Genomic DNA, 17704 nt, shown 5'->3' with positions numbered 1-17704 from the left:
AGGGTAGATGCAGACTGTTTCTTATACTGTAGCGCTCGATAATTTCGAAGGGCCGCTTGACCTCTTGCTTCATTTGATAGAGCGACGAGAGTTGCCCGTCACCGACGTGTCGATTAGTCAGGTGACAGGTGATTATATTGCGTACGTATCGGCGCTCGAGAAGGCTGATACGCGTGAGTTGAGTTGGTTTCTCGACCTTGGTACTCGCTTGCTGTCGCATAAGACCAAAGCACTTGGTATGGTGGCAGAGGATGGCGAAGAAGACGATGCAGCCGATTCACTCGAAGGCTTAACCGAACAGCTGCGACAGCTGCAAATTATGAGGCGGGCAGCTCGGTGGGTGGGAGCGCGTAGTAATCGGTATATTGAGCGCCCAGAATCTCATTCCTTCTGGCGCAGCCTGCCGCCGGATAATGTTAGTTTGCAGGACTTGGTGCGCATGCACGAAGCAGTACGGGGGCGGCAACAGCCAAAGCCAGTCTCGAAGCACACAGTTAAAATCACACGCATCGATATCAATCACACGATCAAGGGAATGATCCAGCGTATATCCGCTCGGTCTGGTGTACTACAGGCGGTGCGTCATTCGAGCAAACGCCAAACGGTGGCACACGTGCTGGCTCTCTTGGAGCTAGTGCGGCGTGATGTGTGGGAGCTCATCGATATCAAAGGAGAAGCACATGTCCAGCCAAAAGCCAGCTAGCAATGTCGCTCAGGTGTCTGCCAGCTTGTTTGTAACCTCGCAGCCCCTTACGGACGCACAATTGTGCGAGATCGCGGGGATCGAGCAGGATCAGCTGAGGGGGATACTCACTGTTATCGAGAAGCAGATTGCGCCACTTGGCCTTATGCTCGTGCATGACGATGGCGGATATATGCTCGCCGTAGACGACACAGTGCGACCTGCTATCCAAAAGTATTTCGCTCGTCATGCGCAGCCATTATCCTCCGCTGCCCTGGAAGTTTTGACCATCATTGCGTATCATCAGCCGGTTACGAAGGCGAGCATTGATCAAGCTCGCGGTGTGTCGAGCGAGGCGTCGATTAAGGCGCTGTTGAGCCGAAGCCTCATTCGTGCACAGGATGCAAAGTCTGTTGAGCCCAAATATGTGACCACGCCACAGTTTCTTGCGCTGGTCGGGATTAGGGACTTGAAAGCATTGCCAAAAGTGAAGGGTTTGAAACGTGCGGATCAATAAGTGGTTGGTGCAGCGGGGGGTCGCACCGGCTCGTCGTAAGGCAGACGAACTGATCATTGCAGGCCGCGTGAGTATTGACGGAGTGAAGGTCAAGCTCGGTGATCAAGTCCGGGAGTCGAGTACGGTTTTGCTCGACGGGATAGAGATAGTAGGCGGCACACGGACGAGGCGCCTAATCGCATATCATAAGCCAGTCGGTGAGATCTGTAGTCATGCTCATCAAGGTCAGTCGAGGACAATATTTGATACGCTCCCTGAGGAGTACGCGGGGTTTAAGATTATTGGCCGCCTCGACAAAGACAGTCAAGGACTGATATTGCTTACCAATGATGGTGGCCTAGCTCAGCAGTATACACACCCGAGTCAGGTCAAAGCTAAACGCTATGAAGTAACATTGAGTCGTCAGTTGACTGCCGCTGAACTTCAGCGGCTAAAACGAGGGGTTGATGTAGCGGGGGCGCTGTGGCGATTACCGGAAGTTACTCATCGGCAGACCAATGATTATATTGTTGTCCTGCATGAAGGCAAAAACCGTCAAATACGCCGTTGTTTTGCATCACTTGGTATAGAAGTGCTCGAGCTGAAGCGAACACGCATTGCGGAATATTCACTCAAGGATTTGAAGCCTGGCGTCTGGCGCGAGGAGCGTATCAATGTTTGAATGGCTGGCGCGCGTAGCACTGAGCGTCATGCTAGCGGCGCCTTCCTTTGGGTTACCAGCGTCTATGCCCGACGTGCAGCCTCAGGCGGAAGTGGCCCAGAAGCCATTACTGGCGGTGCAGTCGCTCGCACCGGATTCTTTTGCGGTTGGCGCGAAAGCAGCTCTTCTGATGGACTTGAATTCGGGCAAGCAGCTCTATAGCAAGAATAGTGACGCAGCATTGCCGATGGCGAGCTTGACCAAGCTTATGACAGGCTACGTTATCCTGAAACATCACAGTCTTGATGATGTGGTGACGGTCGGTCCGGCCGTGTCGACGATTGACGGGGATAGCCAGCGTCTGAATATCAAAGAGGGCGAACAGTTTACATTGCGCGAGATGATGAAGGGTCTGTTAATTTATTCAGCGAATGATGTTGCCGTGACACTTGCGAGCTGGGATGCGGGAACCGAGCAGGCTTTTGTAGATAAGATGAATGCGACCGCCAAAGAGCTTGGTATGGATAAAACGCAGTTCGCGAATGCCACGGGCCTCGACGCTGAAGGGCATGTTTCGAGCGCTTATGATCTATCGATTATTGCGCGCATCATGCTGGAGAGTGAAATTGTGCGCGCCACCGTGAAGCAGGCGAGTGCTGTAATGCACACTACCTTGGGTAAAACATATGCTATGACTACTACCAATCAACTATTGACTCAAAATAGCGAGGTGCAGGGGCTCAAGACGGGCTATACCTTGAAGGCTGGAGAATGCTTGATTACCTATGCGGTAAAAGGTCAGCGACGAGCACTCTCAGTTGTCCTAGGTAGCCCTGACCGTTTTCAAGAGAGCGATTCTCTGATACACTTAGCACTCGATAGGTTAGAGTAACAAAAACTCGAATGATACTAAAGTATATGAAAACAACTTCACTCCCAGAACTTGTGTTGATCGGGCTGCCAAATGTTGGCAAGTCGAGCATCGTCAATCGATTGCTCGGTCGCCGCCAAGCAATCGTCCACGATCAAGCTCACACTACTCGAGATACTTCGGCACACGAGGTGGATCTTGATGGGGTGCGTTTTATGTTGCGCGATAGCGCTGGGCATGTCGCCAAGGGAGATGATAGTATCCAAACTGCTGCTATGACTCAGCTCGATGTAGCTCTCGAGTCGGCTTCGGTGATCGCCATGGTGGTGGATGCGAGCCAGCCCGTATCTGATGAAGAGCGCAGGTTGGCAGCTCGCGCCCATAAGCTCCAGAAGCCACTAATTCTCCTTGCGAATCAGATCGACAAGCAGTCCGCAAACTTAGACACCTATCAAGCGCTCGGTATTAAGCAAGTGTTTGCAGTGTCTGCGATTCATAATATCGGTTTTGATGCGGTATCGGATTATCTTCGCTCAGTGCTGCCGCGTTCGAGAGAGATGGCATTAAGTGATCAGCCGAGTGTGTCGATTGCAATCATTGGTCGCCCGAATGTAGGCAAATCAAGTCTGTTGAATCAGCTGGCTGGTCGTCAGGCTGCTATCGTAAGCGAGCAGGCCGGTACAACGCGCGATAGTCTTGAGATCACGCGTAAGGTCGGTGATCAGATGTGGCGGTTTGTGGATACAGCTGGTATTCGACGTCCAGGCAAGGTCGCAAAGGGGGTCGAGAAATATTCTCTGAAGCGAGCTGAGCAAGCCATAGATCAGGCGGATATCTGCCTCTTACTACTCGACGTTGAGGAGTTGGTAACCGGGCAAGATCAACGCTTAGCTGGACTTATTCAAGAGGCAGGCAGAGGACTGATATTGGCTGTAAATAAAATCGACTTGCTCGAACGCACGGAAGCAGAGCTGAAGCGCATTGATCGTGTGTTACGCCATGAATTTGAGTTTATTCCGTGGGCACCATATGTTTTGATATCGGCTGAAACGGGTCTGCACATCAAGCAGCTTGAAGCTCAGATCGCTTCGATCGCCAGCCGACTGGATACAAAGATTCCTACAAAAGAACTTAATGCATTTTTGCAAAAGGTAGTTGCGAAACAGCCACCCTCAACAGGCTCGAATCAACATGCTCGTTTGAATTATGTCGTGCAAACAGCTAGCCTGCCTCTGACACTGACGATCTTTGGTACCAAGCCTGATCAGATCCACTTCTCATACAAGCGCTATATCGAGAATAGTCTGCGAGCCCACTATGATTTGGCTGGCATCCCGCTTAAGATTATATTTGAGAGTAAATATAAGCAGGATCGCGAAGCAGCAAGGGAATAAATGAAGCAGATTATTGTAGGATTAGGTAATCCGGGTCGACAATATGACGGTATGCGTCATAATGTCGGGTTTGCGGTCGTCGACGAGCTGGCTGAACAAGCCCACGTTGCCTGGCAAGATAAGCCAGCTTGGTGTGCACAGGTTGCGGCCATTTCTGATACCTTGCTCGTAAAGCCACAGACTTATATGAATGACTCCGGACGGGCTGTCCGAGCGGTGGCTGATTATTATAAGGTAGACCCAGAACAGGTGTGTATCGTGGTTGATGATCGCGATCTAGACTTTGGTGATATGCGATTTCGACGGGGGATTGTGACAGGAGCGCATCATAATGGTCTGCGCTCGGTCGCAAAAGATTATAGTCATCAGGTGAATCGACTGCGAATCGGCATCGGCAACGATCTCTTGCGCCATGTTGATCTACAGGAGTTTGTACTCGGCAGGTTCTCGCACGAAGAACGAGCTCAAATGAAGGCGATTATTGGTCGGGCGATCAAGGAATTGCGGGGCCAGTATCATATTGCCATGACGGCGTAATAATGTATTAGTCTTACGCTTTACTGAATGCGTCTATTTCTTCAGACTGAGAAGTAAACCCAGTTCGATACCAAAGGAGGACGGGTGCGTACCATTTGTATTATCCCTGCCTTCAACGAGGCAGGACGCATTGAGCGAGTATTGGCAGTTGCTACGCGCTGTACCATGATCGATCTCGTACTGGTTGCAAATAACGGCTCTACTGACGACACGCGCGAGCGTGCTGAGTGCTTTGGGGTTGAAGTGATTGATTGCCCCGAGCGCGGCAAGGGAAATGCCATTACATACGTAATGGCGCAGCGAGTTGCAAGTGACGACGTAGTTCTGCTGCTCGACGCAGATCTGGTGGGTTTGTGCGAGGAGCACATCGTAGCCTTGCTTGCCCCTGTAGTTCATGGAGGGTATGTACAAGCAGCTGGGGTTTGCGACACAACGTTCAAGCGGCTCCACTGGCGCTGGCATGTCGGTCTCTCTGGCGAACGTGCTTTTCGAGCCTCTTTGCTTTGGGAGGTGTGCGAGATTGATTACCAAGGCTGGGCCTTAGAGGCGGCGCTGAATGCCATTTGTCGCTGGAGCCTACTGCGTAATAAGCGGCAAATCGCAAAAGTCTTGATGCGCGGCGTGAGATCTATTGATAAGCTCGATAAGTACCCGACACGTCGATCTGCCTACATAGCCAAGCGCGCAGTCTTCAAGGAATGGCTGCTTGGAACCGCTCGGTTCATCTTGCCGGTGCGCTTCAAGCCCTGGCTTAGCTGAGGATGATAGTCATGTCCTCAGCTGTCTTTATACCCCTCATGCTCGCTTTTTGTTCGTATTTCTACTAGACTCAATATATCGGTATAAATGAAAAGACCACACCAGTCGGAACCGATGTGGACTTTTCATTAATCCCTTCCAAGCCACCGTATGAGGGGTTTTTCGATCGTCAATAAGTATTCTATACGATCGTGGTCATGAAAGGGAGCGATCTGCTATTGCGGTATACCTAAAGGAGGGTGAGTTTTAGGATATGGCCCCGCAGTAGCAGATCGCTCCCTTTCAGGGTATTACCTGAAGAAGAGAGCGGGTTTTCAAAAAGTTTTTAGGTACGCGATGTATACTAACATAGTTGAGCTTATATGTCAATACATTTTCAAGGAGATTATTGAGTGTATAGAAATAAACAAGATGATACAAGCATAACAACTACACAATATACAATGCTTAAGCGCAATAAATTTACGGGGGACCTCCGTGAGATTCATGACGCGCCAAGTAGTCTGTATGTCCGAGGCGAGATGCCTGATGGGCCAGCGGTGGCCATCGTTGGGACGCGCCGGCCTACACAGTACGGCGAGGAGGTGACGTACCGTTTGGCTTTTGAGTTGGCTCAGTCGGGTATCACGATCGTCAGTGGGCTAGCGTATGGTATCGACACTATAGCACATCGTGCAGCAGTAGCGGCGGGCGGGAAGACAGTGGCGGTCTTGGGTTGTGGTCTTGATGTGTGCTATCCAGCGGCAAATCGTCGTTTGGCTGAGCAAATCATCCAATCAGGTGGGGCAATCGTGTCGGAATACAGTGATGGTACACCGCCTTTGAAGCATCATTTCCCGGCTCGTAATCGCATTATTGCCGGCTTAAGTCGAGGGGTATTGGTCACTGAAGCAGATGCGCGATCCGGTTCGCTTATCACAGCACACCTGGCGCTTGATGAAAATCGAATTGTCATGGCGGTGCCGGGCGCTATCACAAACCCACGGTCTGAAGGACCAAACAATCTTATTCGGGCTGGGGCGGTGCCAATCCTGGGTGCTGCTGACATATGGACGGCACTTGGTCTTATGCGACCACAAGAGAAAACCCAAGTTACGCAAAGGTACGCCGTCGGTACCCTTGAGCACACATTATTATCAGCTCTTGCCGAGCGGGCGCAGTCGGCTGAAAGCCTTGCGGTGAAGGCTCAGCGACCAGTTCAGCAGATACTCGAGATCTTGAGCTTACTTGAGCTGACGGGCGAAGTGGTTGCAATGGGCGGGGGACAGTGGATCGCTCGGTCGTCATAAAATCTCTATATTTGAATATTTGACAGCCAGTGCCCCAAACATGTACACTCGGCAAGTTTTATATATCAGCAAAGCATAAGGATTATTTGATACAATACCCAGCATGGCAAAGAAAGCAGTAACAAAACCAAGCAAAGCAACCAAGGCAACGAAGTCGGTTCTTATCGTAGAGAGTCCAGCGAAGGGCAAGACTATCGAGGGATATCTCGGTAAGGGGTATAAGGTAGTTGCAAGCTATGGACACGTGCGCGACTTGCCGAAGTCAAAACTTGGCATTGATGTAGAGCATGACTTTGAGCCGCAATATATGGTGCCGCGCGGACAGGCGAGTAAGATCAAGGCTCTCAATAAGGCTACGCAAGGTGCGGATATCGTGTATCTCGCAACCGACCTTGACCGCGAGGGGGAGGCGATCGCCTGGCACCTCGCGCAAACACTTGATCTCAAGCCAGAACAGCAAGTGAAGCGCATCACGTTCTCGGAGATAACGAAGCCAGCCTTGCAGGATGCCGTCGCGCATCCACGTGATATTAATCAGGACTTGGTAGATGCACAGCAGGCCAGGCGTGTGCTCGATCGACTGGTGGGGTATTCACTCTCGCCAGTCTTGTGGAAGAAAGTCCGCTATGGTCTTTCGGCAGGCCGTGTACAGAGTGTGGCTTTGAAGTTTATTACTGACCGCGAAAAAGAGATCGAGGCTTTCCAAGCTGAAGAGTATTGGACAGTTGATATCGATCTATCAGCAGCTCAAGGCGACTTCGTGGCTCGTCTTGCTGAAATTGCAGGGGAGAAAGCTGATCTCAAGAATGAGAAGGACAGTATGGCTGTGGTGACTGATCTCAAGGGCGCAACCTATGTAGTTGATGTAGTCGAGAAGAAGCCAATGAAGAAGCATCCACTGGCGCCATTTACGACCTCGACTTTGCAGCAGGATGCGTATCGTAGGCTCGGCTTTGCCGCCAGACGCACTATGCGGGCTGCTCAAGGGCTCTATGAGGCTGGTCTGATCTCCTACATGCGTACGGACTCAGTGTCTTTGTCGGTGCAGGCGCTTTCGGCGATTCGCAATACACTTGTCGATAGTTATGGTAAGCAATACGCGCTCGAGAAGCCACGACCATTCAAAACTAAGTCGCGTGGTGCGCAAGAAGCTCACGAGGCGATTCGTCCTACAAATCCAGAGCTGAATCCCGATCGGGTACAGCGTCAGAATACTGATGAGACCAAGCTCTATCGCTTGATCTGGCAGCGTGCCTTGGCGAGCCAAATGCCAGAAGCCGAGTTTGAGCAGACTAGTATCAAAATTACCGCAAAGGGCGACCGAGAATATGGTGTGCGTGCCAGTGGGCGAGTCATGAAATTTGATGGCTTTATGAAGGTCTATCCGATGCAGTCGAAAGAAGATGCGCCAATCCTACCGGATATCAAAGACGGTGAAACGCTCGCCTTGAAGGATGTGCGTGGCGATCAGCATTTCACGCAGCCGCCGGCCCGATACTCTGAGGCGACACTCGTGAAGAAGCTCGAAGAGGCTGGTATCGGGCGTCCAAGTACCTACGCGCCGACAATTGCGACGATTATTTCGCGGGGCTATGTTCTCAGTGAAGATAAGCGTTTGGTGCCGCAGCCTACTGGCATGGTGGTGAGCGAGCTCTTGAGTGAGCACTTTGATTTTGTGACTGATCCTGAATTCACTGCCGAGATGGAAGATCATCTCGATGATGTAGCGGAAGGGAAGCGGGCTTGGAAACCGGTGATCAAAGAATATTATGAGCCGATGCACAAGCTCATCGAGGAGAAGCAGGAGAGTATCCCGCGGGCCCAGTTGCCTGTTATCGAAACCGATGAGAAATGTGATCTGTGTGGCAAAATGATGGTCATTAAGCAGGGTCGCTTTGGACAGTTCTTGGCCTGCTCGGGCTGGCCGGACTGCAAGAATGCGAAACCAATCCTCAAGAAAACTGGTATTGACTGCCCAGATTGCCGTGAAGGCGAGCTCGTGGAGCGCAAGACTAAGAAGGGGCGACGCTTCTGGGGCTGCAGCCGATATCCGGACTGTGAATATACTACCTGGACGAAGCCTAAATCTGACGCAAATGAGAGTGATTCATAGTAAACCAGAGTAAAAAGTCAGTCAGAATAGTTGACCAACTAAATCCAAGATGATATAATAGTGCTTGAGTTTCAATCGAAACAACAAGTGGGTGGAATATTTTTATTATGTCTCAATCTGTAAATCCAACCAATGAAGCTATATTTCGCGAGCTCGTAGAGCAATTGATCGACGAGAGTTTGTTGTTATTGAAAAAAGACCGTGACCGATTGGTCGTGGCAAAGCGTCATGGCATCAAGGCTCACGATCAGCACACGCTCGAACAGATTGGTACCGAGCTTGGCATTACACGCGAGCGTGTACGTCAGATAGAAAAGGCTGCCGTTGCGAAGATTCGTGACCAATTTGCAGCTCAAAACGAAGCACGCGCGGCATTAGTAAAACATATTCAGGTACAGGGCGGAATGAGTCAGTTGACGACAGCCGCATCGGCTATGCACTTGGCAGATGCTGATCTTTCAAACCTGGCTTATCTAGTGCGCATTACGCCAGAAGTGATTCTTGTGGAGCAAACTGATGAGATTAGCCCGCTGGTCGCAGCCTCGGATATGTATGATTATGATATGGTCGTAAAGCTCCATCAGCAGCTCTTACTGGCGCTTAAAGGGCTCGCGAAGCCTGTGAAGTTTGATAAGTTACATGGTGCTATTGATGGGCCTCACGCTGCCACCGCCTTGCAGGAGCTCGCTGGTGCATCCAGGCGTATCGTGAGCCTCGACGGCAGCTGGGGGATGATCAACTGGCCTGAGGTAAATCCAAGGAGTATTCGTGATAAAACCTACTTGGTGCTGAAGAAAGCTGGACGCCCGATGCACTTTACCGATATTGCCGAAAAGATCTCGAAGCTTCAGGCGAATCCTAAGTCAGTTACGACTCAGGCGGTACACAACGAACTCATAAAAGATAGCCGATTTGTCTTGATCGGTCGTGGTATTTACGCACTTGCCGAATGGGGCTATCAGGCTGGTACCGTCGCCGATATCATCGCGCAAATTCTCAAGGAAGAGTCACCATTGAGTCGTGAAGAGATCATCAAGCGCGTGCTCTCACGCCGTCAGGTGAAGGTCGCAACAATCGCTCTCAATCTGCAGGAAAAGCCACAGTTCGAACGAGTGGCGAAGGGCATGTATGCCCTGAAGGCAGATTATGTGCCGGAGCCACGCAAGCGCCGTGGTCGTCCTGCCAAGCAAGACTAATCATTGCTGGCAGACAAAGACACTATCAAAACCACCTAATCTACTCGAGATTGACTCGAAGTAGGGTACAATAAGCATAATGGATTTTCTCGTACAAATATTTGGAGCCGTCTTCTCTATACTCGGCATCGCTTTGTTTCAGTATTGGGGCTGGACCCTGATAGCTGGATATCTGATTTGGCAAATCTGGCAGAATCGACGACGCACTGAGTATGTGTCGCAAGTAGAACATACGCTTTTGCAGATCATTGTACCGAAGAATAATGATAAAAAAGAACTCTCCGCCGAATCACTCTTCGCTTCGCTGCATGGGATTTTGCGACCAAAGACCGAGCTTGATGCAGAGGGGTCGATCCAGGAGCATCTGAGCTTCGAGATTGTGTCGGTTGATCATGTAATCAACTTCTACATCTGGGTACCGAAACACCTCAGCGACTACGTCGAGAGCCAGATCTACGCCCAATACCCGACTGTGCAGATCCTCAAAGATGTTGAGGATTATGCCGCGCAACCGATCGATGATAGGCTTACCGTTGTCTCAGAAGTGAAGACGACTAAAGATTTTATTTATCCCTTGCGTACGTTTCAGACTTTTGAAGTTGATCCACTGGCTGGCATTACGACAGTACTTGCTACACTCGAGGATAATGAACAGCTCTGGGTACAGTTCTTGATTCGCCCGGTTGATGACTCGTGGCACGCTAAGAGCCTGCAATACATCAAAGAGTCCAAGGAAGGGAAGCCTACCGGCTGGTTTCATAACTGGGAACAGCGCATCATTTTTCTGCCGTTTGAGTTGGCTATGAACGTCTTACGCGCACTCTTTATGCCACCTGAGTGGGGAGATCGGGCTCCTTCAAAAGATGACAAGAAGGAGCTTTCACCAGGACAAACGACCGTCAATGCAGCGATCGAAACCAAGGCTGAGAAGATTGGGTATGAAGTCAAGGTGCGTGTGGCGTACATCGGCGACAGTGCAGATCATGCCAAGCAGCGCCTCCAGGCCTTATTCGGCGGGTTCAAGCAATTTAATACCATCAATCTCAATAGCTTAGTCGGTGGCGGCTATGACACTACTGCCGAAGCAATGCAAGATTATCGAGCTCGATACCTCGATTCGACGAATATGATTCTCAATGTTGAGGAGCTGGCGAGTCTCTATCACTTACCGCATACCAGCGTCGAGACGCCTAGCATTGCCTGGACGACGACGAAGGTTGGTGAGCCACCGACAAATGTGCCTACGTTGGCAAATACACCACAGGAAGAATTGAGTCTCATTGGTACCACGACCTTCCGTCAGGGTAACTTGAAGTTTGGGTTCAAGCGTAAGGACCGTGTGCGTCACTTGTATATCATTGGTAAATCCGGTGTTGGTAAGTCATTCTTGCTCTTGCTGCTTACGTTGAGTGATATCTATCATAATCAAGGTTTTGCCATCGTCGACCCGCACGGAGACTTTGCGCAAGATGCTATCAAATTCATCCCGGAGCATCGCATTAAGGATGTGGTGTACTTCAATCCACATGACATCGACAACCCGATAGCCTTCAACCCAATGGAGAATGATGACCCAAATATGCGTGGGGCAATCGCCTCAGAAATCATCGGCGTCTTGAAGAAGATGTTCGCAGACTCTTGGGGTCCTCGACTCGAGCACATCTTGCGCTTCACACTGCTGGCACTGCTCGAGACCGATAATCCGAACTTGCTCGGTATCACTCGCATGTTGACCGATAAGAAGTATCGCAATGAAGTCGTTGCCCAAGTCAAAGACTTGCAGGTTAAGGCCTTCTGGGTAAATGAGTTTGCTTCATGGAACGACAAGTTTGCGACAGAAGCGGTTGCACCAATCCTCAACAAAGTAGGGGCCTTCACGGCTAACCCGTTAATCAGAAACATTATCGGTCAAACTAAGTCCGGCTTTGATATCCGTAAGATTATGGATGAAGGGAAGATTTTGGTGTGTGATCTCTCGCGCGGTCGGTTAGGGGAGGACAATGCCAGCACTCTCGGAGCCCTCTTGATTACAAAGATTCAGTTGGCTGCCATGAGTCGTGCGAATATTGGGCTTACTGAGCGACGTCCGTTTTATCTGTATGTTGACGAGTTTCAAAACTTTGCGACAGAGTCGTTTGCAGTTATTCTCTCTGAAGCACGTAAGTATGGACTCTATCTGACGGTTGCAAACCAGTACGTTGCGCAGATGGCGCCAGAGGTGCGTGATGCGGTTTTTGGTAACGTCGGAAGTATGGTGACCTTCCGAGTAGGGGCTGATGATGCAGCTGCTTTGTCGCGGTATTTTGAGCCAAGCTTCGAGCCAACTGATTTGCAGAATCTCTCGATTCAGAACATCTACGTAACCATGTCGATAGACGGGGAGACGAGCGTACCATTCTCTGCAAAGACCTTGCGCCTGCCAGAACCAACACATGATTTCACGCGTGAAATTTCTGACTATTCTCGCTCGATGTACAATCGTCCAAGAGAGCAGGTGGAGGCTGAAATCGCGATGTGGAGTGGGTTTCACGAGGATGCAGCTAAGTCGGGCGATGATCAGTCTCGTTCGCACTCTAGCGCTGGCGGCCAGCAAGACCAGTTTGCACGTATGGCTCAAGCTCAGCAGCCTACTCGCCCACGCCTCGAAGTGGCAGATGCTCAGCCTCGCAACTACTCTGAGCTCATTAGGGCTGCTCACGATAAGAACGGTACGTCAGACCGGAAGCGGGACGCTCAACACGGCAATAGTCGTGACGGTGGCGCAAATAGGAACCGCAACCGTAACCGTAACCGTAATAGCCGGCGGCACAATACGAGTTCTCGACGCTAACGCGCATATTTGAGTCAATTCATGATGTAGTCCACGATACCATAACGTCAAGAATGTAAATAAATTCAAATGTCGCACAATGTATATTTTACGACATTCTAGCTCTGAGCGTTGTTGTGCTCAAGTTTCTATGTTGCGTCTATAAATGTGCGGGCGGGTATGTAGTACTTGCATGGGTGTGTGGGTTGCATGTATTTGTTCTTAAGTATGCGGTGATCTGTAGCGTGGATTTATACATAGCTAGTTAGATACGATTTGTTATTGTCTGTGAAATGTTTATCGGCGCGCGTGAAATATTCATTAATTCTAACTAGGCTTTTGCGTGGGCTGACTCGACGACTACGTCTGTGCCCCCCTTTTTTTTCTTGCTTGCATCCAACTAGTAGTTAGTATTCATGGCGCATGCTCGCGCCCCCTCATATACTTGTGAAACGATCACATTTCACATTGATTTATTTGTAGAAGGCTCTGCCCGGTATGCGCACATCGATGTATTGTGTAATCGGCGTTCGCGTTCGATCGGCAGTATCGAGTGTCTTGCGAATTGCATCAAGTTGTTCTCGTACTCCCCTAGTGCTATCGCATTTCACCAAAATATTATTTTGTATTCGAAGATCAATCTCGATTGTTGTATTGCGTACTACTACGCTAGAGATGAAGATATTGTTTTGTGGGGCAAGGGCATTCAGCTGACGCACAAAACTCACAAAGTTTCGGTCTACTACTTTGTCCCCTGTTTTTACGGGTAGCTGGGCTGTATCTTGCACGACCCCAAGCTGCTGCTCTGCCCCTGACGCTCTCTCGAGAATACGGCCATCGTCCCCTAATATCCAGTTCGTATTCCCGACTTGCCAAATGAGCGCGGCATTTGACTCTCTCAGAGACACGGTGACTTTCAAAAACAGTGTTCGGTTTATGTTCAGTTGGGTGATAGTGGGGTATGATTTTTGCAATGCCTCCTTAAAGCGCTGACTATTGAAGAAGAAAATATTGCGTTCAGTTGGGTGTTGGCGGACGTATTGATCAAAGGTTTTTTGTACGTCTTCAGCAGAGATTGAGGTACTGCCTTTGACTTCGAACCCTCGTACGTCGAACCAGCTCGATAAGAATAGCATCCATACGAGACTCAAGATAGCAGCGATACTACCGGCTCTCACGAACCATTTGCGCCATAGTTTGGGGCGTTTGGGTGCTTCGCCGTGAGCCTGAAAGATTGGCCGACGAGCTCGCCCGACTTCGCTGGGAAGGGCTGGGGCGGTGCCTCGTTGTCGACGCACGCGCCGTTCTTGCATTAGTGTTTTCCTTTCTTAAGGATGATCTGCGCTAAGTTGCTGGCTGCTCGAGGGGTGGCGAGCTTGAGAAGGTTTCTTCCTAGCGCGGTGCGAATGGTAGTATGCTTTATGAGGTGCAGAATGACTTCTTGTAAGCGCTCAGGTGTTAGTTCGCTTTCAGTCAGAACCTCTGCAGCCTGATGTTGGCGTAGATGCGTTGCGTTACGCACCTGATGATTATTTGCTGCCGTAGCAAGCGGGATAATGATTGCTGGTTTTCCGGCGGCTGCTAACTCGAAGATACTATTTGCGCCGGCACGTGAGATGACAATATCGGCAGTACACATATATTCAGCCAGTTTGTGTGACTCAGTAAATGCGAAGGGCGCGTAGCGTGTACGTAGGTGTTTAGGTAGCTGGGATCGTATGGCGTTGGCTTCAGTGATGCTATGCTCGCCAGTTTGGTGAATGATCTGTACATGTGTGGCGAGTGTGGTCAGGCTATGCCATATGGTTTCATTGATAATTCTCGCACCAGTTGATCCCCCCATGACAAGCAGGACTGGGTCTTTTTTCGAGCGGGTGTATGGTGTTTTGGACGAAAATACTTCCGAGACAAGGTTCCCGACATGGACAAGTTTTCCTTGCAACTTCTTGGGGTAGACTGAAACTGGAAAGCCGGTAGCCACGATGCTAGCGCGTCGGGCGAGGATGCGATTAGTGAGACCCATTACAGTATCTGACTCATGAATAATAAGCGGAATTCGTAAAAGTGAGGCCGCGAGTCCAACCGGTAGGCCGACGTAGCCACCATTTACAAACACGACATCGGGTTGAATTTGACGGAGGATGACTTTGGCTTGCTGCACGCCACGTAAGAAACGAGTGCTATCTTGCATGTTCTTGTGGATCGTTCGCACGTCAAATAGCTCTCGTACCCCTCGTCCATAGCGGCGGTACTTACCGCTGAGGATACTATGGTACGTCATATGAGCCTGATCGGCTATCGTTTGCTCGAGACTGGAGCCCGAGCCGATATAGTGCAGTTCTAGGTGTGGTGATTTATTCAGATGCTTGAGCGCTGTGCTCAAGGCTAGGAGCGGCGTAGCGTGTCCGCCGGTTCCGCCGCCTGAGAGTACGATTCGCATCGGCAGCCTCCCTTTCGGTGTGTCGTGAAATATTTTGCATGATTCCGACCGCGATCATGCTGGCTAGCAGGCTGGTACCTCCAAAGCTGATAAACGGTAATGGGATGCCTGTCAGGGGGATGATATTGAGCATGGCCGCAATATTGATGAATGCCTGTATCGTGATCCAAGTGGTAATGCCGGCCGCCACCATACGTGCGAAGTGATCAGGTGCTCGTAAGACGATACGAGTACAGCGCCAAAGTAAAAGCGTGAATAGCACCACGACCGATAGGGTCCCCCATAATCCGAATTGCTCGCCTATGATGGCGAAAATAGAGTCATTAGTCGATTCTGGGAGGTATCCATATGACTGTAGGCTATTGCCTAGACCGCGGCCAAGTAATCCCCCGCTCCCAAGTGTGATCAAGGCTTGATTGATGTGGTAGTCAGCGCCAGTCAGGTCATCTTTATGGTTAAAGAATGTAGCCACTCGAGCTAATCGGTATGGGAAGATAACTACCATCAGTAATGCTCCAGCAATAACGCTGCTCACGAGGGCGCTAAATATCCAGATCGGCACTTCTGACATGAAGTATACAGCGAGCCCTGCCGATATAAGTACAATACCCGTCCCCATGTCTCGTTGCATGACTATTGTCAGTACCGTAGCGACAGCAAATAATGCCATAATCGGCACAAGCCCTTGTCTGATGGTTCGTAACTGTTCTCGGTGGGTGTCGGCCCACGATGCGACGTATAGGATGAGCGATAGTTTTAAGAACTCAGCTGGCTGAAAGCTGGCTGGACCGAGTCGAATCCAGCGACTAGCACCTCGTGAGGATCCCGATATACCTGGCACAAAGACCAAAAGCATGAGTAAACCGGAAGCGAGTAGCATCCAGGGAGCCCAGCTGCGCCAGGCAGTGTAATTGAAACGCGATGCTATGAGCCAGCCAACAATACCAACAGAAAAGCTGATTGCTTGGTTGGTGAAGAAGCTGTTGCGATCACTGGTACCACCCGAGATATTGAAGTTAACTATAGCCCCCGTGGAATAAATGACAATCATGCCAATCGCCACGAGGAGTATGACGAGAAGACCAAGAAAATAGTCAGGCCGATGTGATTGCCGGAGGCGAAAGTCAGACAGCATGGGTTAGCCTTTGGCTATTAAGCCGATAATCAGACCTAGTGTTGCTGAAACGGCCCCGATTACCCAAAAGCGCATAGTGATCTTGGTCTCAGGCCAGCCAATAGCTTCAAGATGATGATGGATCGGCGCCGAGAGAAATACCTTTCGTTTGAAGATTCGCTTTGAAACGATCTGAATAACACTGGAGCCTGCCTCGATCACAAATACTAGGCCAATGATCGGCAGGACGAACACGCTATTAGTTAGCATGGCGACCATGCCGAGACCCGTCCCTAGTGCAAATGATCCGCTGTCCCCCATGAAGAATCGTGCTGGGTGGATATTAAACCAGGTGTATGCCAGTACGACTCCAACGACTGAAGCGCAGAATGCCGCCAGCCATGTCAGCCCCTGGAAAAACGCAATGATAGCGAAGGCACTGTAGGCTAAGGCTGTTAGCCCGCCGGAAAGCCCATCGAGCCCGTCACTAATGTTTACAGCATTTGCTGTGGACACGATGACCAGCATGAAGAGCGGAATGTAGAAAACACCCAGTTCAAAATCTCCAACTGCGGGGATATGAATCAAGCTGTAGCCAAGTTTGTAATAAAAATACAATGCTCCGATCAGGGCTATCATGAGCGTAAGGGCAAGTTTGAGGGGCGCGCGCAGCCCAGCTACTCGCTTATCTTGACCACGGATATTCAGGTAGTCATCGAGTAAGCCCATACAGCCCGCACCGACGAATCCGAAGAGTGGCAGCAGCAATTCTTTGCGATAGATAGCTGGATCGAGATACCAACGTAGTGCGCCGATCACTAAGCCGACTACGACGATCATGACAATACCGGCCATGGTGGGGATGTTCCTGCGATGCTTGGCGGCGTGGAGTTTTTGATAGATAGGTGCAGCCTCACCCGTAACTGCATTGGTGCGTGCTACTTTCCAAGCCTTATGTTTAAAAGCAAAATACGTATAGATTGGGGTACCGAGCATGGCTAGCAGAAAGCTAAAAAATGCCACAATAAGTACAGGCATAACGGCGGTGGTGATTGGGTCAAAATTGATTGCTGATTGCATACGGTTTCCTTGAGTATTATATCACGCTCTAGCTTGGCGGGAGGTTGTAGTATTTGAAGAGTTCTTTTGTAATTTCAGCAAAGGCAGGTACGGCACTGCGCTCCGCGAACGTATTGGTTTGCGGATAGTCGATGCGCACCATAATAATAAACTTTGGATCACCCACCGGCGCAAAACCAACGAAGCTTCCGACGTTTTTATTTTCTTCATAGCCCTTCCCGTCGGCACGCGGCACCTGTGCGGTACCGGTTTTGCCGGCGATT

General features: G+C 50.3%; 16 protein-coding genes. 11 read left to right on the top strand and 5 right to left on the bottom strand.

Annotated features, from left to right (window positions below):
- Positions 1–7: 7 nt before the first annotated feature.
- The 11 genes from IT415_01170 (at position 8) to IT415_01120 (ending at position 12828) form a co-directional block, all read left to right on the top strand.
- Positions 8–703, top strand: a complete 696-nt coding sequence (locus IT415_01170; protein ID MCC7543302.1) for a segregation/condensation protein A — start codon at positions 8–10, stop codon at positions 701–703.
- Entirely contained in the window at positions 681–1199 is a 519-nt protein-coding gene (scpB, locus tag IT415_01165; protein ID MCC7543301.1) for an SMC-Scp complex subunit ScpB, read from the top strand. The genes IT415_01170 and scpB overlap by 23 nt, the downstream gene beginning before the upstream one ends.
- Positions 1186–1860, top strand: a complete 675-nt coding sequence (locus IT415_01160) for an rRNA pseudouridine synthase (protein ID MCC7543300.1) — start codon at positions 1186–1188, stop codon at positions 1858–1860. The genes scpB and IT415_01160 overlap by 14 nt, the downstream gene beginning before the upstream one ends.
- A complete protein-coding gene (locus IT415_01155) occupies positions 1853–2731 on the top strand; it encodes a D-alanyl-D-alanine carboxypeptidase (GenBank protein ID MCC7543299.1) in 879 nt (292 codons plus the stop codon). Before IT415_01160 ends, IT415_01155 begins: the two co-directional genes overlap by 8 nt.
- A gap of 26 nt (positions 2732–2757) precedes the next feature.
- Positions 2758–4104, top strand: coding sequence for a ribosome biogenesis GTPase Der (gene der, locus IT415_01150; GenBank protein ID MCC7543298.1), 1347 nt, complete (start codon positions 2758–2760; stop codon positions 4102–4104).
- The gene (locus IT415_01145) at positions 4105–4641 is read left to right on the top strand and encodes an aminoacyl-tRNA hydrolase (GenBank protein MCC7543297.1); all 537 of its coding nucleotides are present in this window, start codon (positions 4105–4107) and stop codon (positions 4639–4641) included.
- An 84-nt stretch (positions 4642–4725) separates the two neighbouring features.
- On the top strand, positions 4726–5400 hold the full coding sequence (locus IT415_01140) for a glycosyltransferase (GenBank protein ID MCC7543296.1): 675 nt from the start codon (positions 4726–4728) through the stop codon (positions 5398–5400).
- Between the two features lie 443 nt (positions 5401–5843).
- Entirely contained in the window at positions 5844–6689 is an 846-nt protein-coding gene (gene dprA / locus IT415_01135; GenBank protein ID MCC7543295.1) for a DNA-protecting protein DprA, read from the top strand.
- A 103-nt stretch (positions 6690–6792) separates the two neighbouring features.
- Positions 6793–8802, top strand: a complete 2010-nt coding sequence (gene topA, locus IT415_01130; protein ID MCC7543294.1) for a type I DNA topoisomerase — start codon at positions 6793–6795, stop codon at positions 8800–8802.
- 107 nt (positions 8803–8909) lie between these two features.
- Positions 8910–9998: a hypothetical protein gene (locus tag IT415_01125; GenBank protein ID MCC7543293.1), complete on the top strand. Its 1089-nt coding sequence runs from the start codon at positions 8910–8912 to the stop codon at positions 9996–9998.
- 79 nt (positions 9999–10077) lie between these two features.
- Positions 10078–12828, top strand: a complete 2751-nt coding sequence (locus IT415_01120) for a type IV secretion system DNA-binding domain-containing protein (protein ID MCC7543292.1) — start codon at positions 10078–10080, stop codon at positions 12826–12828.
- Between the two features lie 452 nt (positions 12829–13280).
- Here IT415_01120 and IT415_01115 read toward each other — a convergent pair whose 3' ends face one another.
- From IT415_01115 to IT415_01095, 5 genes are all read right to left on the bottom strand, one after another.
- Positions 13281–14120, bottom strand: a complete 840-nt coding sequence (locus IT415_01115) for an FtsQ-type POTRA domain-containing protein (protein ID MCC7543291.1) — start codon at positions 14118–14120, stop codon at positions 13281–13283.
- A complete protein-coding gene (locus IT415_01110) occupies positions 14120–15247 on the bottom strand; it encodes a UDP-N-acetylglucosamine--N-acetylmuramyl-(pentapeptide) pyrophosphoryl-undecaprenol N-acetylglucosamine transferase (protein ID MCC7543290.1) in 1128 nt (375 codons plus the stop codon). Before IT415_01110 ends, IT415_01115 begins: the two co-directional genes overlap by 1 nt.
- Positions 15162–16382 carry a putative lipid II flippase FtsW gene (gene ftsW, locus IT415_01105; GenBank protein MCC7543289.1) on the bottom strand — a complete coding sequence of 407 codons (1221 nt, stop codon included), beginning with the start codon at positions 16380–16382 and terminating at the stop codon, positions 15162–15164. The genes IT415_01110 and ftsW overlap by 86 nt, the downstream gene beginning before the upstream one ends.
- A gap of 3 nt (positions 16383–16385) precedes the next feature.
- Positions 16386–17441, bottom strand: a complete 1056-nt coding sequence (gene mraY / locus IT415_01100; GenBank protein MCC7543288.1) for a phospho-N-acetylmuramoyl-pentapeptide-transferase — start codon at positions 17439–17441, stop codon at positions 16386–16388.
- Positions 17442–17469: 28 nt separating this feature from the next.
- A partial coding sequence (locus IT415_01095) for a penicillin-binding protein 2 (GenBank protein MCC7543287.1) occupies positions 17470–17704 on the bottom strand: 235 nt, incomplete at its 5' end.

This window comes from bacterium, from assembly GCA_020854115.1.
Taxonomy (GTDB): Bacteria; Patescibacteriota; Saccharimonadia; order CAILAD01.
Note: the sequence above shows the minus strand (reverse complement) of the source record. Positions and strands in the feature narration are given on the sequence as shown.

What these genes read in the sequence shown, in the direction of transcription:
- mraY (MCC7543288.1), bottom strand. Translation starts at nt 17,441, where the DNA reads ATGCAATCAGCAATCAATTTTGACCCAATCACCACCGCCGTTATGCCT.
- IT415_01120 (MCC7543292.1), top strand. Translation starts at nt 10,078, where the DNA reads ATGGATTTTCTCGTACAAATATTTGGAGCCGTCTTCTCTATACTCGGC.
- IT415_01125 (MCC7543293.1), top strand. Translation starts at nt 8,910, where the DNA reads ATGTCTCAATCTGTAAATCCAACCAATGAAGCTATATTTCGCGAGCTC.
- IT415_01110 (MCC7543290.1), bottom strand. Translation starts at nt 15,247, where the DNA reads ATGCGAATCGTACTCTCAGGCGGCGGAACCGGCGGACACGCTACGCCG.
- scpB (MCC7543301.1), top strand. Translation starts at nt 681, where the DNA reads ATGTCCAGCCAAAAGCCAGCTAGCAATGTCGCTCAGGTGTCTGCCAGC.
- der (MCC7543298.1), top strand. Translation starts at nt 2,758, where the DNA reads ATGAAAACAACTTCACTCCCAGAACTTGTGTTGATCGGGCTGCCAAAT.
- dprA (MCC7543295.1), top strand. Translation starts at nt 5,844, where the DNA reads ATGCTTAAGCGCAATAAATTTACGGGGGACCTCCGTGAGATTCATGAC.
- ftsW (MCC7543289.1), bottom strand. Translation starts at nt 16,382, where the DNA reads ATGCTGTCTGACTTTCGCCTCCGGCAATCACATCGGCCTGACTATTTT.
- topA (MCC7543294.1), top strand. Translation starts at nt 6,793, where the DNA reads ATGGCAAAGAAAGCAGTAACAAAACCAAGCAAAGCAACCAAGGCAACG.
- IT415_01155 (MCC7543299.1), top strand. Translation starts at nt 1,853, where the DNA reads ATGTTTGAATGGCTGGCGCGCGTAGCACTGAGCGTCATGCTAGCGGCG.
- IT415_01115 (MCC7543291.1), bottom strand. Translation starts at nt 14,120, where the DNA reads ATGCAAGAACGGCGCGTGCGTCGACAACGAGGCACCGCCCCAGCCCTT.
- IT415_01170 (MCC7543302.1), top strand. Translation starts at nt 8, where the DNA reads ATGCAGACTGTTTCTTATACTGTAGCGCTCGATAATTTCGAAGGGCCG.
- IT415_01145 (MCC7543297.1), top strand. Translation starts at nt 4,105, where the DNA reads ATGAAGCAGATTATTGTAGGATTAGGTAATCCGGGTCGACAATATGAC.